The sequence below is a fragment of the Mesorhizobium sp. M8A.F.Ca.ET.218.01.1.1 genome, assembly GCF_004791165.1.
In the GTDB taxonomy this organism is placed as follows: domain Bacteria; phylum Pseudomonadota; class Alphaproteobacteria; order Rhizobiales; family Rhizobiaceae; genus Mesorhizobium.
Genome location: NZ_SRUZ01000013.1, coordinates 1 through 15,744 on the forward strand (window position 1 = coordinate 1; position 15,744 = coordinate 15,744).

The 15,744-nt window shown below is 62.5% G+C and carries 12 protein-coding genes; 8 read left to right on the plus strand and 4 right to left on the minus strand.

Annotated elements, in window-relative coordinates:
- Positions 1-135 precede the first annotated feature (135 nt).
- Positions 136-936 (plus strand): 3'(2'),5'-bisphosphate nucleotidase CysQ, encoded by an 801-nt coding sequence (cysQ, locus tag EN861_RS32275; protein WP_167531229.1) that lies wholly within the window; start codon positions 136-138, stop codon positions 934-936.
- 59 nt (positions 937-995) lie between these two features.
- Positions 996-2,258 (plus strand): O-antigen ligase family protein, encoded by a 1,263-nt coding sequence (locus EN861_RS32280; RefSeq protein ID WP_127871302.1) that lies wholly within the window; start codon positions 996-998, stop codon positions 2,256-2,258.
- Positions 2,259-2,316: 58 nt separating this feature from the next.
- Here the strand turns inward: EN861_RS32280 and EN861_RS32285 are convergent, their stop codons facing one another.
- The 4 genes from EN861_RS32285 to EN861_RS32300 form a co-directional block, all read right to left on the minus strand.
- Positions 2,317-3,459, minus strand: a complete 1,143-nt coding sequence (locus EN861_RS32285; RefSeq protein WP_127281072.1) for a DegT/DnrJ/EryC1/StrS aminotransferase family protein — start codon at positions 3,457-3,459, stop codon at positions 2,317-2,319.
- Positions 3,460-3,688: 229 nt separating this feature from the next.
- Positions 3,689-4,612 carry a carbohydrate kinase gene (locus tag EN861_RS32290; RefSeq protein ID WP_127871303.1) on the minus strand — a complete coding sequence of 308 codons (924 nt, stop codon included), beginning with the start codon at positions 4,610-4,612 and terminating at the stop codon, positions 3,689-3,691.
- Positions 4,609-5,055 carry an RbsD/FucU domain-containing protein gene (locus EN861_RS32295; protein ID WP_127276098.1) on the minus strand — a complete coding sequence of 149 codons (447 nt, stop codon included), beginning with the start codon at positions 5,053-5,055 and terminating at the stop codon, positions 4,609-4,611. Before EN861_RS32295 ends, EN861_RS32290 begins: the two co-directional genes overlap by 4 nt.
- Positions 5,056-6,282: an ROK family transcriptional regulator gene (locus EN861_RS32300; protein WP_127276097.1), complete on the minus strand. Its 1,227-nt coding sequence runs from the start codon at positions 6,280-6,282 to the stop codon at positions 5,056-5,058.
- A gap of 230 nt (positions 6,283-6,512) precedes the next feature.
- Between EN861_RS32300 and EN861_RS32305 the strand changes: the two genes are divergently transcribed.
- The 6 genes from EN861_RS32305 to glgC all read left to right on the plus strand — a co-directional run bounded on the left by EN861_RS32305 (position 6,513) and on the right by glgC (position 15,727).
- Complete coding sequence (locus EN861_RS32305) at positions 6,513-7,529, plus strand: sugar ABC transporter substrate-binding protein (RefSeq protein WP_167531230.1); 1,017 nt, start codon at positions 6,513-6,515, stop codon at positions 7,527-7,529.
- Positions 7,530-7,687: 158 nt separating this feature from the next.
- A complete protein-coding gene (locus EN861_RS32310; protein ID WP_127276095.1) occupies positions 7,688-8,749 on the plus strand; it encodes an ABC transporter permease in 1,062 nt (353 codons plus the stop codon).
- On the plus strand, positions 8,746-9,528 hold the full coding sequence (locus EN861_RS32315) for an ATP-binding cassette domain-containing protein (protein WP_127276094.1): 783 nt from the start codon (positions 8,746-8,748) through the stop codon (positions 9,526-9,528). Before EN861_RS32310 ends, EN861_RS32315 begins: the two co-directional genes overlap by 4 nt.
- A gap of 134 nt (positions 9,529-9,662) precedes the next feature.
- On the plus strand, positions 9,663-12,125 hold the full coding sequence (locus tag EN861_RS32320) for a glycogen/starch/alpha-glucan phosphorylase (RefSeq protein WP_135867589.1): 2,463 nt from the start codon (positions 9,663-9,665) through the stop codon (positions 12,123-12,125).
- Positions 12,126-12,196: 71 nt separating this feature from the next.
- Complete coding sequence (gene glgB / locus EN861_RS32325) at positions 12,197-14,410, plus strand: 1,4-alpha-glucan branching protein GlgB (protein WP_127276092.1); 2,214 nt, start codon at positions 12,197-12,199, stop codon at positions 14,408-14,410.
- A gap of 51 nt (positions 14,411-14,461) precedes the next feature.
- Complete coding sequence (gene glgC, locus EN861_RS32330; RefSeq protein ID WP_127276091.1) at positions 14,462-15,727, plus strand: glucose-1-phosphate adenylyltransferase; 1,266 nt, start codon at positions 14,462-14,464, stop codon at positions 15,725-15,727.
- Positions 15,728-15,744 lie beyond the last annotated feature (17 nt).

The following is a 15,744-nucleotide window of genomic DNA, read 5'->3' on the forward strand; positions in this document are numbered from 1 at the left end:
AGAAACCGGAGATCCATCTCAAGACGCTCGGCAAGTCGGCCGAAGAGATGGTAGATACCCTGGAACACTGGCTGGACGAGCGTGACATTGCCGAAGAGCAATATGACAATGGCGGCGGCATCTGACGACAGGCCGATGCTCGAAATCTTCGAGCGGCTGGCGCTGGCGGCCGGGCGCGAGGTCATGCGCGTGTTCCATGCCGGCTGCGCGGTCGACCGCAAATCGGACTCCTCGCCAGTGACCGAGGCGGACCGCGAGAGCGAGAAGATCATTCTTGCCGGCCTGCGTACGGAATTCCCCGACATTCCCTGCGTGGCCGAGGAAGAAGCGGCTGCCGGTGTCATGCCGGGCGAACTTGGCGAGGCTTTCTTCCTTGTTGATCCGCTTGACGGCACCAAGGAATTCGTCAACCGGCGCACCGACTTCACCGTCAATATCGCGCTTGTCCGCCATGGCGTGCCGGAAGTTGGCGTCGTCTTCGCCCCTTGCGGTGGCCGCTTCTTTTCCGGTCTGCCGGGCAGGGCGGAAGTCCTCGACATCGACGGCGATTACCAGATTATCGCCCGTCGGCCAATTTCGGTGAGAACGGCCGCGTCGCCGCTGGCAGTGGTCGCCAGCCGCTCGCACAACACGCCGGAAACCGAAGCCTATATTCGCGACCTTGGCGCCGCCGAGATCGTCTCGGTCGGTTCGTCGCTGAAATTCTGCCTCCTCGCCAATGGCGAGGCGGATGTCTATCCGCGCTTCGGTCGCACCATGGAATGGGACACCGCGGCGGGTGACGCGGTGCTGCGCGCCGCCGGCGGCACGACGCGCACGCTGGACGGCAAGCCCTTGGCCTATGGCAAGCGCAACCAGGCCGATGACGAGGACTTTGCCAATCCGCATTTCATTGCCAGCGGCAGCGCTGCAACCGGAAGGCGCATCGAACGTTGAGGTGGAAACCTCCCGTAGATGGCCTATCCTGTATGGACGTTCCCTGAGTCGGTAGTTGAATGTCCTTTTTTCAGAAATGCCATGCCGTCACTTTGGGCGGATTTCCGGTATGGACCAGCAGTCGCGATGAACTAGGCCTCAGGATGTTGCTGGGCCTCTACGCCCTCTCTCCCGCCCTTTTCGTCTTCGTCGAAATGTCTCCCACTGCCCTGGCATTTGTCGCGGCACTCATGGGTGCTCTTACACTTTTTACCAAGGGGGCACGCTTTGGCAGGGCAACGATAGGCCTGGCCGTCACTCTGGCTCTCTTGTCCGGCTTTGTCCTGTCGAGCGCCCTGTGGTCGATCGACGCGAGCCGCTCTCTCATGGCGGCGAAGGACGTGTTTGGCTACTCGGTCGCCGCCATCTTGCTGTTTGAGTGCATTCTGGCGCTTCCGGACGCTCAACGCGACCGGCTGGCACGGGTCTCGTTATTCGGCATGTTGATTGGCCTGGTGTCGGTGATGGGTTGGGAACTGTATTTTGCGTTTTTGACCGAAGATCCAAGATTTGTGGAAAATGTTTTCACCCTCCACAAGATCACGGTCTACGGAGCTTTTTTTGCCGTCATATTTCTTGCGCAGCCGAGGCTGGTCTGGAAGGGGCTTGCGGCTCTCTTTGCCGTGCTGACATTGCTCTACGGCCAATCGACCGGCGTCAATCTGGCGATTGTCTTCGTGGCGGCGATGTTTGTCATGCCCGCCAAATACCGCCAGCACGCCTTGGTCGGATTCTTCGCCGCCTATTTGTCTCTTGCCCTGATTGCCCCTTTCGTCGTCTCGCCGCTGTTTGCCTACCTCAAAACAACGGGCTGGCTGGCTTTCTATCCGGGAACGTTCGCCGCGCGGCTTGATCTTTGGCAGATGATCTCGCCCCACATTGCGGAGCAGCCGGTTCTCGGCCATGGCGCCAATACGATGAGAAACGCGGTCGGGGTCGTGGTGAATCCCACATATTACGCGCAGGCGGATCTTCCGAGCGCGCACAATATCGTATTCGATTTGTGGTACGAGTTGGGAGCGCTGGGCATCATTGTGTACGGGGTGCTCCTGGGCACGATCATAAGAATGATCGGCCGTTTGAGCGGCCCCTGCCATTTCATAGCCAGCAGCTATCTGATCATAGCTGTTGTCGAACTGTCGGTCGACCATCGGATCTGGTTGTCATGGGTGCTGGGCACTTTGGTCTTCACAGCGGGCATCTGCATATTGCAGTGCCGTTCCGTGGCCCGGCCGGGAACGGATGACCGGATCACAAGACGCGCGGCGACCTTCTCAAAATAGCGGCGCGAAGCGCACGACCGCCTATGCCGGCGAGGTGTCGCCTCTGGTATCCGGCGCCTTATTCGGCCGCGGCCTGCGCCGAGTTCGAGCCGATATAGTTGCGGATCGTTTCGATGATCCGGTTCTGGTCAGCCTCGCTGAGATAGGGGTGCATCGGCAGGCACAGGATGCGTTTCGGCAGGTCCTCCGAAACCGCGAGACCGGTCGGCGTGCGCGGGTAGTCGCGATAGGCGATCTGCTCATGCAGCGGCTTGACATAGTAGATGACGGACGGGATGCCCTTTTCGCTCAGATGCCCCTTAAGGCCATCGCGTTTCGGCGTCTCGATCGCGTATTGCGCCCACGCCGAGCGGCTGCCATCCAGGTTGCGGGCGGCGGTGACGATGTCGCCGAGGCCTTCCGCGTAACGCTGGGCGACCACTTGCCGCGCCACCATTTCTTCCTCGAGGATGGCGAGCTTCTCGATCAGGATCGCCGCCTGAAGCGTATCGAGCCGTGAATTGATGCCGACGCGGACGTTGTCGTACTGCGTCTCGCCCTTGCCGTGGAAGGCGAAGGAACGCAGCGCGTCGGCCAGAGCGTCGTCATTGGTGAACATCGCGCCGCCGTCGCCATAGCAGCCGAGCGGCTTGGCCGGATAGAAGCTGGTCGAGCCGACATGGCCGAACCCGCCGCACATCCTGCCTTCGAGCGAGCCACCCATGGACTGGGCGGCATCCTCGATCACCAATAGGCCTTCGCGATTGGCGATGGCCATGATCGCCTCATAGTCGGCGGCAAGACCGAACAGGTCGACGGGGATGATCGCCTTCGGCTTCAGTCGGCCTTCCTTCTTGATGGCCGCGATCGCCGCCTCGAGGCTGGCGATGTCGATGTTGTAGGTCTTCGGATCGACATCGACGAAAACCGGCTCGGCCTTGGCCAGCGCCACCACTTCCGCCGTGGCGGCGAAGGTAAAGCTCGGCACGAACACCGCGTCACCTGGGCCGATGCCGGCGGCGAACAGCGGCAAAAGCAATGCGTCGGTGCCGTTGGCGCAGGCAACCACATGCTTGACGCCGACATAGGCGGCGAGCTTCTTCTCGAATTCGGCGACCTGGGGGCCTAGGATGTAGCGGCCATCTTCGACGACGTGGTCGACCGCGGCTTTCAGCCGGTCGCGGATTCGTTCGCGCTGCGCGCCAAGATCGATGAACTGCATGTCGGCCTCAATACCTGCCACTAACCGGCCCGCTGGTACCAGACTTGGCGCGGCTGAAAAAGCCGGCTGCGGGCCGGGCATATGGCGCAAGTGTCGCAGCCCGTTACCGTGTTTTGCCGGCGCATTGGCCTAAAAAGCCGGGAATCCGGCCTTGGCGGCGCAATTCAGGCCATGTCTATCGCGGTTTTCCGGCGCATGGAAACATAAAGTGATCGCGCTGGAGGGCCGATCAGCCGATCTCGTGCCGCCATGGGGAATTGGCGCCGGCCCGTGATACCGTCACCGCCGCCGCCTTGGCGCCGAGCGCCAATGCTTTGCCGATAGCGTCTTGCGACAGGCTGGAAATCGCCGCCTTCGTCAGCAGGCCTTGCTCATGCAGGGAGGCAAGGATGCCGGCATTGAACGTGTCTCCGGCGCCGACGGTGTCCACCACCTTCACTGTCTCCGGCATGACGGTGACACGGTGCTGCTTGCTATAGCCAACGGCGCCTTCGCTGCCATGCGTGACGACGATCAGTTTCGGGCCGCGGTCGAGCCAATTGCGCACGACATCCTCGTGCGAACCGGCTTCACCGAACCAGTTGAGGTCTTCGTCCGAAAGTTTGACGATGTCGGCCATCGCCATCATCTCCCGGATGCGCCTGAGGTGCTTGGCCTTGTCGGGGATGAAGTTCGGCCGGATGTTGGGATCGAGCATCATCACGCGGGCCTCGTGCTCGCGCCGCATGAATTCCTCATAGGCCGAGCCAGCCGGCTCCGAGATCAGGCTGATGGCGCCGAACAGCATCGCCTCGATCTCGCCGCCGAGTTGCGGCAGGTCCTCGATGGTCAGCATGCGCCCGGCCGTGTTCTCGTCATAGAAGGTGTAGGTCGCCTGGCCGTTGTTCAGCCGCACGAAGGCCAGTGTCGTCGGCCGGGGCGATGTGTGCGCGTAGGTCGAACTGACCTTGCTCGCTCCGAGCGCCTCCCTGAATTGCCCGCCAAACAGGTCCGACGACAGGCCGGAGAAGAAGCCGGCCGGCGCGCCGAGCCGGCCGAGTGCGATCGCCGTGTTGAAAACAGCGCCGCCGACATAGGGAGCGAAGGCCGGCTCACCCTGCGTGGTGGTGCGCGGCAGCATGTCGATGAGGGCTTCGCCACAGCAGAGGATCATGGCTTCCTGGTCTCCGGCGGATAGATCACGCCCTTGCGGATGATGATGTTGGCGTAAAGCCGCGGCTCGCTCGTCGCGACGATGGCATGCGCCGATTTGACCCGTGCATAGAAGTCGGCGCCGGCCAGCGCAACCACCTTGCGGCCTGGTGCACGTTTGGCGCAGATCGCCTCCATTTCACGATGGACAGGGTCGGCAAGCGACGGATCGCCTTTCACCGAGGCTCGAAACAGCGCCTCCGGAACCGCGTCGTCGACCGGAAGCAGCGTCAGTATCGCGTCGAGTACGGGAATGAGGGCATGGCCGTCGGTCCGGATGAGGCGTCTTGCCTGCTCCAGCGCCGGATAGTTCCCGTCGACCAGGGCAATCTCGTCACCATGCCCCATGGCGCGCAACGTTGCCAGAAGCTCCGGACCAAGCAGCGCCGGAATCCCGATCAGCATTCAGGCGCTCCTGGCGATCGTCGTCGAACCGATCAGGAAGCGTTCGGAAAGCGGCAAGCTGGCGCCGCCGAGCGCCCGTGCATGGATGCCCACGCTTCCCTCGCGGACCGCCGGAAGTTTCAGCCCTTCGCCGTCGATGGCGCCGATTGCCGTCACGACCGCCTCGACCAGCTTCTTGCGCACGGCCTTCGGCATCCACCCGTCGATCACCGCGGCCTCGAAATCGATGACCGAGGACGCTGCGACGATGGCGTAAGCGAGTGCCTGCGAGGCGCTGGCGATCCACTCGTCGAGTTCGGCGCCGATCTCCCCCCAATCCTCGGGTGAGGTCCACAGATACGAGGCCTCGACGCCACGCGCATTGAGTGTTTTTTCGAGCATGGCGATCGAGGCCACGTCGATCAGCTGGGTCGGTTTTCCACCCGGCCCGGGCACGGGCATGGAGCCGAGCGCGCCGGCATTGCCGGTCGGTCCGCCGAACAGCCGGCCGTTGAGCACAATGCCGCCACCGGCAAAGGCGCCGATGTAGAAATAGACGAAGTCCCGCGCCGCGCCCGTCTGGCCGAAGACCAGTTCGGCGCCGCAGGCCGAGGTGGCGTCGTTCTGCAGATAGACCGGAAAATCGCACTGCGTCTGGATGTCGGTCCTGATATCGCGATGGCGCCATTCGTCCATGACCTCGCGCGGCGCGCCGGCGGTGTCGGCCCAGTTCCACAGCTCGAACGGCATGGCGATGCCGAGTCCGGCAATGCGTTTGTCCTGCGCCGGTGTCAGCGCGCCGCGCATCGTCTTCATGCCTGACGTGACGAACTCGACCGTTTCGCGTGGGGCAGGGTAGCGGTAGGAGTGCTGCAGCATTGCGCGCACGTTGCCGAGGAAATCGATCAGCACGAGTTCGGCGCTGCGGCGGCCGATCTTGAGGCCGATGAAGAAGGCGCCTTCGGGGTTGAGCGCCATGGGGATCGAGGGCTGGCCGATCTTGCCGCGCAACGGCGCCTGACGGACGAGCAGGCTTTCTTCCTCCAGTTCGCGCATGATGACCGAGACTGTCTGCGCCGAAAGTCCGGTCATGCGGGCGATGTCGGACTTCGCCAGACTGCCGTGCTGACGCACCAGCGAAAGCACCAGGCGCTCATTGTGATCGCGCATGCCGCTCTGGTTGGTGCCGCGGTGAATAAGGCTCTCATTCGCTTCGGGCGAACCATGCCTCGCAGTGGCGGTCTCCACCCTGTTCCTCCCGTCGTTTCCCCGGCAATGCTTTTGGGTCAGAATGAGTGAAGGACGCAAGGCTGTCAATAATAAATAAGAGTGATTTAATTATTGACAGATGCCTTGGTCTGGTGTTTTTTGATCTGGCATCCGCGCTGGGAGAAGTCGCCTGGATGCCGTGCGGGTGCCGGTTGGCCGGCATTCGAAAATGTTCCACTGGGAGGAAAATCGTGACCAATACAAAATTGTTGAAGTCCACCGTTTTTGCGGCGGCCGCGCTGGGTCTGATGGCGTTCGCTTCGTCCGCATCCGCCGCCGGCGTCGGCGCCTGCCTGATCACCAAGACCGACACCAATCCGTTCTTCGTCAAGATGAAGGAGGGCGCTACCGCCAAGGCCAAGGAACTCGGCGTCGATCTCAAGACCTATGCGGGCAAGATCGACGGTGACAGCGAGAGCCAGGTGGCGGCGATCGAAAGCTGCATCGCCGACGGCGCCAAGGGCATTTTGATCACCGCGTCCGACACCAAGGGCATCGTGCCGACGGTGAAGAAGGCGCGCGATGCGGGCCTGCTGGTGATTGCGCTCGACACGCCGCTCGATCCGATCGACGCCGCCGACGCGACCTTCGCAACCGACAATCTGGAGGCCGGCAAGCTGATCGGTGCCTGGGCCGCCGCGACGCTGGGCGACAAGGCCAAGGACGCCAAGATCGGCTTCCTCGACCTGACCCCCTCGCAGCCGACCGTGGACGTTCTGCGCGATCAGGGCTTCATGATGGGCTACGGCATCGACGTGAAGGATCCCAACAAGATCGGCGATGAGACCGATCCGCGTATCGTCGGCCACGATGTGACGAACGGCAATGAAGAGGGCGGCCGCAAGGCGATGGAAAACCTTCTGCAGAAGGACAACACCATCACCGTCATTCACACCATCAACGAGCCGGCCGCGGTCGGTGCCTACCAGGCGCTCAAGGCCGTCGGCCTCGAAAGCCAGGTGCTGATCGTCTCGGTCGACGGCGGCTGCCCCGGCGTGAAGTCGGTCACCGAAGGCGTCATCGGCGCCACCTCGCAGCAATATCCGCTGCAGATGGCCGCGCTCGGCATCGAGGCGATCGCCGCTTTCGCCAAGGATGGTACCAAGCCGAAGCCGACCGAGGGCAAGAACTTCTTCGACACCGGCGTCAACCTCGTCACCGACAAGCCGGCCAAGGGCGTCAAGTCCATCGACACCAAGGAAGGCCTCGCCAAGTGCTGGGGCTGATGCTGGCCTGACCGGTAACAGAACCGATCGGCCGGGGGGACTTGATCCCCGGCCGCATCGGGTGGACGATACATCACTGTAAACGCGAACAATCCCGGCGACAGACCGGAAGGCGTGGACGGCGTAAGCGCGTGGCTGAAGCCCTACGGGGAGGAAACATGGCTCAAGCTCAGGAATTCGAGAAGGTTCTCTCGGCCAGCGACACAAGCGTGGCCGCTTTCGACGAGCACAAATCAGCCGTCAAGCGCATCCAGCATTTTCTGCATTCAACGCCGGCGGCGGTGCCGCTGATCGTGCTGCTTCTGTCGATCATCATCTTCGGCATCGCGATCGGAGGGCGGTTCTTCTCGTCCTACACGCTGACGCTGATCCTGCAGCAGATCGCCATCGTCGGCATTCTCGGGGCCGCTCAGACTCTGGTCATCCTGACCGCCGGCATTGACCTGTCGATCGGGGTGATCATGGTGATTTCTGCCGTGATCATGGGCAATTGCGCGGTCAGCTACGGCATGCCGAGCGTGCTCGCCGTGGCGATCGGGCTTGCCGCCGGTGCGGCTTGCGGGCTGCTGAACGGACTGCTGGTCGCCTATATGAAGTTGCCGCCCTTCATCGTGACGCTTGGCACCTGGAACATCGTCATGGCCACGAACTTCATCTATTCGGCCAATGAGACGATCCGCGACACCGACGTCGACACTCAAGCGCCGCTGCTGCATCTGTTCGCCCTGAGCTTCAAGGTCGGCACGGCGGTGCTGACGCTCGGTGTCATTGCCACGGTCGTGCTCGTGATGGTCCTTTGGTACGTGCTCAACCACACCGCATGGGGCCGTCATGTCTACGCCGTCGGCGACGACCAGGAGGCGGCGAAGCTGTCTGGCATCCAGACCAAGAAGGTGCTGGTGACGGTCTACACCCTTGCCGGGCTGATCGCCGCTTTCGCGGCCTGGGTCTCCATCGGCCGCAACGGCTCGATCTCGCCATCAGCCGCCGTCACCGACTACAATCTGCAGGCCATCACCGCGACGGTGATCGGTGGTATTTCTCTCTTCGGCGGTCGCGGCTCCATCCTCGGCACCTTGTTCGGCGCGATGATCGTCGGCGTCGTCTCGATGGGCCTCAACATGCTGGGCGCCGATCCGCAATGGAAAGTGCTCCTCACCGGCGTGCTGATCATCGGCGCCGTCGCCATCGACCAATGGATCAGAAAGGTTTCGGCATGACCCAGGAACCCATCCTCACCGCGCGCGGCCTGGTCAAGCGCTATGGCCGCGTCACCGCTCTCGACAATGCCGATTTCGACCTATACCCCGGCGAAATCCTTGCCGTCATCGGCGACAACGGCGCCGGCAAGTCGTCGCTCATCAAGGCGATTTCCGGCGCGGCCGTGCCGGACGAGGGCGAAATCCGGCTTGAAGGCAAACCCGTCTCCTTCAAGTCGCCGATGGAAGCGCGCGAAGCCGGCATCGAAACCGTCTACCAGAACCTCGCGCTGTCGCCGGCGCTGTCGATCGCCGACAACATGTTCCTCGGCCGCGAGATCCGCAAACCCGGCTTCGTCGGCCAGTGGCTTCGCATGCTGGACCGTCCGGCAATGGAAAAGCGCGCCCGCGACAAGCTTACCGAACTCGGCCTGATGACCATCCAGAACATCAGCCAGGCGGTGGAGACGCTGTCGGGCGGCCAACGCCAGGGCGTGGCGGTGGCCCGCGCCGCCGCCTTCGGCTCGAAGATGGTCATCATGGACGAGCCGACGGCGGCGCTCGGCGTCAAGGAGAGCCGCCGCGTGCTCGAACTGATCCTCGACGTGAAGAAGCGCGGCCTGCCGATCGTGCTCATCTCGCACAACATGCCGCACGTCTTCGAAGTGGCCGACCGCATCCACATCCACCGTCTTGGCCGTCGCCTGTGCGTCATCGACCCCAAGCAATATACGATGTCTGATGCCGTTGCCTTCATGACCGGTGCAAAAGCACCCCCGGAGACGGCATTGGCGGCCTGAACTGCCTGATTGCCGCTGGGTAAGGAGGCGGGGGTGTTCTCTAAATCGATTGAAAACATGCTGCAATGCACTAGGATGGGCTGGGAGAAACGGTGAAAGCCGGTATGATCAGGCCAAACCGAACGAGAGGCGATATGACATCCGCCATGACGATCGAAGCCCCCGCTCTCGACAATCCCGATCCCAAGACGCTCGCCGAAGAAGTCTTGATGTCGCTCAAATACCGGGTCGGCAAGGACACCACCGTCGCGACCCAGTACGACTGGCTGACCGCCTCGATCAAGGTCGTGCGCGACCGCGTCGTCGACCACTGGATGCAGGCGACCAAGGAAGCCTACGACCAGCAGGAAAAGCGCGTCTATTACCTGTCGCTCGAGTTCCTGATCGGACGTCTGATGCGCGACGCCTTTTCCAATCTCGGCCTGATGGAGAACATGCGTGAGGCGCTGTCCTCGCTCGGCGTCGATCTCGACCTGATCGCCGCGCTCGAGCCGGACGCTGCCCTTGGCAATGGCGGCCTTGGCCGGCTCGCCGCGTGCTTCATGGAAAGCATGGCGACCGTCGACATTCCCGCGCATGGCTACGGCATCCGCTATGCCAACGGCATGTTCCGCCAGGAAATCCATGACGGTTGGCAGGTCGAACTGCCCGAGACCTGGCTGGACCACGGCAACCCCTGGGAGTTCGAGCGGCGCGAGCGCTCCTTCGAAGTCGGCTTCGGCGGTTCGGTCGAATCGATCACCTCCAGGGACGGCCGGCTCGAACGCCATGTCTGGAAACCGAGGGAGCATGTTCTGGCGGTTGCCTATGACACGCCCGTGGCCGGCTGGCGCGCCAAGCGCGTCAACACGTTGCGCCTTTGGTCAGGCATGCCGATCGATCCGATCCTACTCGACAAGTTCAACGCCGGCGACCACATCGGGGCGCTGGCCGAAAGCAACAAGGCCGATGCGCTGTCGCGCGTGCTCTATCCCGCCGATTCCCACATGGCCGGACAGGAACTCAGGCTCAGGCAGGAATATTTCTTCTCCACCGCCTCGCTGCAGGACATCGTCCAGCGGCATCTGAGCCAATATGGCGACCTGAAGTCGCTTCCCGACAAGGCGGCGATCCACCTCAACGACACCCATCCGGCAATCGCCGTGCCGGAGTTGATGCGGCTTCTGATGGACGTCCACGGCATGGATTTCGATCTCGCCTGGGATATCACCAAGCGTACCTTCGGCTACACCAACCACACGCTGCTGCCCGAGGCGCTGGAAAGCTGGCCGGTGCCGCTGTTCGAGCGGCTTTTGCCGCGTCATATGCAGATCGTCTACGCCATCAACGCGCAGGTGCTGCTGGAGGCGCGCGCCACTGATCAATTCTCCGATGAGCAGATCAGCCGTATCTCGCTGATCCAGGAGAATGGCGACCGCCGGGTGCGCATGGGCAATCTGGCCTTTGTCGGTTCGCATTCGATCAACGGCGTGTCGGCGCTGCATACCGAACTGATGAAGGAGACGGTGTTCGCCGACCTGCACCGGCTCTATCCCGACCGCATCAACAACAAGACCAATGGCATCACGCCGCGGCGCTGGCTCATCCAGTGCAATCCGGGCCTTACCGCGCTCGCCCGCGAGACGATCGGCGATCGCTTCATGGATGACATCGAGGCGATCAAGGGGCTCGATCCGCTCGCCGACGACACCGCCTTCCGCGAAAAATTCGCCGCCGTGAAGCGCCAGAACAAGGTGAGGCTAGCCAACTTGGTCGCCGACCGCCTCGGCATCAAGCTCGACCCTTCGGCGCTCTTCGACATTCAGGTCAAGCGTATCCACGAATACAAGCGTCAGCTCCTCAACATCCTCGAAGCGATCGCGCTCTATGACCAGATCCGCTCGCATCCCGAGCGCGACTGGATGCCACGCGTGAAATTCTTCGGCGGCAAGGCCGCGCCCAGCTACCACAACGCCAAGCTGATCATCAAACTGGCCAACGACGTCGCCAGGGTGATCAACAGTGACCCTTCGGTGCGCGGCCTGCTCAAGGTCGTGTTCGTACCGAACTACAATGTCAGCCTGGCCGAGGTGCTGATGCCGGCCGCCGATCTCTCGGAGCAGATCTCGACCGCCGGCATGGAAGCGTCGGGAACCGGCAACATGAAGTTCGCGCTGAACGGCGCACTGACCATCGGCACGCTCGACGGCGCCAATGTCGAGATCAAGGAGCATGTCAGCGACGACAACATCTTCATCTTTGGCCTCACCACCGAAGAAGTCGCCGAGCGGCGCAACAATGGCTACAATCCCCGCGGCGTCATCGAGGCGTCCCCCGAACTGGCGCAGGCGGTCGCGGCCGTTTCTTCGGGCGTCTTCTCCCCCGATGATCCCAATCGCTACCGCGATCTGATCAACGGCCTCTACGACAGCGACTGGTTCATGGTCGCGGCGGATTTCGACGCCTATGCCGCCTGCCAGCGCGACGTCGATGCCGTCTGGCGCAACAGCCCGGACTGGTACGCCCGCGCCATCCGCAACGTCGCGCGCGTCGGCTGGTTCTCTTCCGATCGCACGATCCGCCAATACGCCAAAGAAATCTGGAACGTGCCCGTCTGATATGATTGCATGAGGCCACGAACGATGGCCGCAAAAACAAACATTTGGTGCCCGGGGAGGGCGACCGCCTGATGAGGAAGCCGCGCGCGACCGCTGCGACAAGCGGGCCGGACGGACTGGCGTCAGCCAGCGATGTCGAGGCGATTGTCGCCGGTACGCACGGTGATCCTTTTGCGGTTCTCGGTGTTCAGGAGGCCGGCAAGAGCCTGTTCGCGCGCTGCTTCGTTCCGCATGCGCAGTCCGTCACCGCCTACACGCTGACCGGCATCGAGGCAGGCGAATTGACCAGGCGCGACGAAGCCGGTTTCTTCGAGGGCAAGCTGTCGATCAGGAAGCGCCAGCCGCTCCGCTACCACGCGCGCAATGCCGGCGGCGACTGGTGGCTGACCGATCCCTATTCGTTCGGTCCGGTGCTCGGACCGATGGACGATTACTATATCGCCGAGGGCTCGCATCTCAGGTTGTTCGACAAGCTCGGCGCCCATGTCATTGAGCACGAAGGCGCCACCGGCGTGCATTTCGCGGTATGGGCCCCAAATGCCAGGCGCGTCTCGGTGGTCGGCGATTTCAATGACTGGGACGGGCGCCGGCATACGATGCGCGACCGTCGCGACACCGGCATCTGGGAGCTGTTCATTCCCGATATCGGCGCCGGCCGGCCCTATAAATATGAAATCATAGGTCCCGACGGCGTGAGATTGCCGCTGAAAGCCGATCCATTCGCCTTCAAGTCGGAGCTGCGCCCGGCAACGGCCTCGGTGACCGCGGTGCCCCCGGCGCATCCATGGGGCGACGAGGCGCATCGCAATTTCTGGCGCAACGCCGACCCCCGGCGCGAAGCCATCTCGATCTACGAAGTCCATGCCGGTTCCTGGCAGCTTCGCGACGACGGCACCTTCCTGTCCTGGGATGAGCTGGCCGACCGGCTGATCCCTTATGTGGTCGAGGCCGGGTTCACCCACATCGAATTCCTGCCGATCTCCGAGCATCCCTATGACCCGTCCTGGGGTTATCAGACCACCGGCCTCTACGCGCCATCGGCCCGCTTCGGCGATCCGGACGGCTTTGCTCGCTTTGTCGATGGCGCCCATCGTGCCGGCATCGGCGTAATCCTAGACTGGGTGCCGGCGCATTTTCCTGTCGACGAGCACGGTCTGGTCCATTTCGACGGCACCGCGCTCTACGAGCATGCCGACCCGCGCAAGGGCTTCCACCCGGACTGGAACACCGCGATCTACAATTTCGGCCGCCGCGAGGTGGTGTCGTTCCTCGTCAACAACGCCTTGTTCTGGGCCGAAAAATACCATGTCGACGGTCTTCGCGTCGACGCGGTGGCCTCGATGCTCTACCTCGACTATTCGCGCAAGCAGGGCGAATGGATTCCCAACGAAAAGGGTGGGCGCGAAAACCTCGAGGCGGTCAGCTTCCTGCAGAAGATGAACAAGGAGCTCTACGGGCACCATCCCGGTGTCATGACTATCGCCGAGGAATCGACTTCATGGCCAAAGGTCTCGGCGCCCGTTCATGAAGGCGGGCTGGGCTTCGGCTTCAAGTGGAACATGGGCTTCATGCACGACACGCTGGAGTATTTTTCCAAGGAGCCGATTTTCCGCAAGCACCATCACAACGAGCTGACCTTCGGTCTGACCTACGCCTTCTCGGAGAATTTCGTGCTGCCGCTCTCGCATGACGAGGTCGTGCACGGCAAAGGCACGCTGCTGGGCAAGATGGCCGGTGACGACTGGCAGAAATTCGCGACTTTGCGTGCCTATTACGGCTTCATGTGGGGTTATCCCGGCAAGAAGCTGCTGTTCATGGGCCAGGAATTCGCGCAGCGCCGCGAATGGAGCGAGGCGCGCGCGCTTGATTGGAACCTGCTCGATTTCCGGCCGCATCGCGGCGTCTGGCAGACGGTGCGCGATCTCAACTATCTCTACCGTTCACGTCCGGCCCTGCATGGCCGCGACTGCGAGCCCGAAGGGTTTTCCTGGCTGATCGTCGACGACAGCCAGAATTCGGTTTTCGCCTGGGTGCGCAACGCTCCTGGCGGCAATCCGGTCGCCGTCATCTCCAATTTCACGCCGGTGCCGCGCGACAATTATCGTGTACCTCTGCCGAAGGCCGGCAAGTGGCGCGAGATCATCAACACCGATGCTTCCGAATATGGCGGCTCCGGCATGGGCAATGGCGGCGTGGTCGAGGCGAGGGCGGAGGGCAAGAGCATCTCGGCAACGATGCTTCTGCCGCCGCTGTCGACGATCATGCTTGAACTCGCCGACGACTGAACTCGTTAAGGCTGGTCAACGCATAAAGACGAGTAACTTGGGAGGGTATAAATGGCAGACTTGAAAAGAACCCAGCCGCTGGCCCGCGACGCCATGGCCTATGTGCTGGCCGGCGGACGCGGCAGCCGCCTCAAGGAGCTGACCGATCGGCGCGCCAAGCCGGCGGTCTATTTCGGCGGCAAGACGCGCATCATCGATTTCGCGCTCTCCAATGCACTGAACTCTGGCATCCGCCGCCTCGGCGTCGCCACCCAGTACAAGGCGCATTCGCTGATCCGCCACCTGCAACGCGGCTGGAACTTCCTGCGGCCCGAACGAAACGAGAGCTTCGACATCCTGCCGGCGAGCCAGCGCGTGTCGGAAACGCAATGGTATGAAGGCACGGCTGACGCCGTCTACCAGAACATCGACATCATCGAGGCTTATGGCCCGGAATACATGGTGATCCTGGCCGGCGACCACATCTACAAGATGGATTACGAGCTGATGCTGCGCCAGCATGTCGATGCCGGCGCCGATGTCACGGTCGGCTGCCTCGAAGTGCCGCGCATGGAAGCGACAGGCTTCGGCGTCATGCATGTCGATGCCAAGGACAACATCATCGCCTTCGTCGAAAAGCCCGTTGATCCGCCCGGCATTCCGGGTAACCCGGAATTCGCCTTGGCCTCGATGGGCATCTACGTCTTCAAGACCAAGTTCCTGATGGAACAGCTGCGCCGCGATGCCGCCGAGCCGGGCTCCAGCCGCGACTTCGGCAAGGACATCATCCCCTATATCGTCACGCACGGTAAGGCGATCGCGCACCGCTTCACCAAGTCCTGCGTGCGTTCGACCGCCGAGAACGAGGCCTACTGGCGCGATGTCGGCACGGTCGATGCCTATTGGGAAGCCAACATCGACTTGACCGACGTGACGCCGGAACTCGACCTCTACGACCGCGACTGGCCGATCTGGACTTATGCCGAGCTGAAGCCGCCGGCAAAATTCGTCCACGACGAGGATGGCAGGCGCGGTTCTGCCGTGTCGTCACTGGTGTCGGGCGATTGCATCGTCTCGGGCGCTTCGCTGAAGAAGAGCCTGATCTTCACCGGCGCGCGCATCAATTCCTATTCGGCACTCGAAGAAGTCGTCATGCTGCCCGACGTTCATGTCGGCCGGAACGCAAAGTTGAAGCGCGTCGTGATCGACCACGGTGTAAGGATACCGGAAGGGCTGGTGGTCGGCGAGGATCCCGCGCTCGACGCCAAGCGTTTTCGGGTTTCGGAAAAGGGCATCTGCCTGGTCACCCAGGACATGATCGACAAGCTGAAGCTTTAGGCCGGATCGGATTGTAG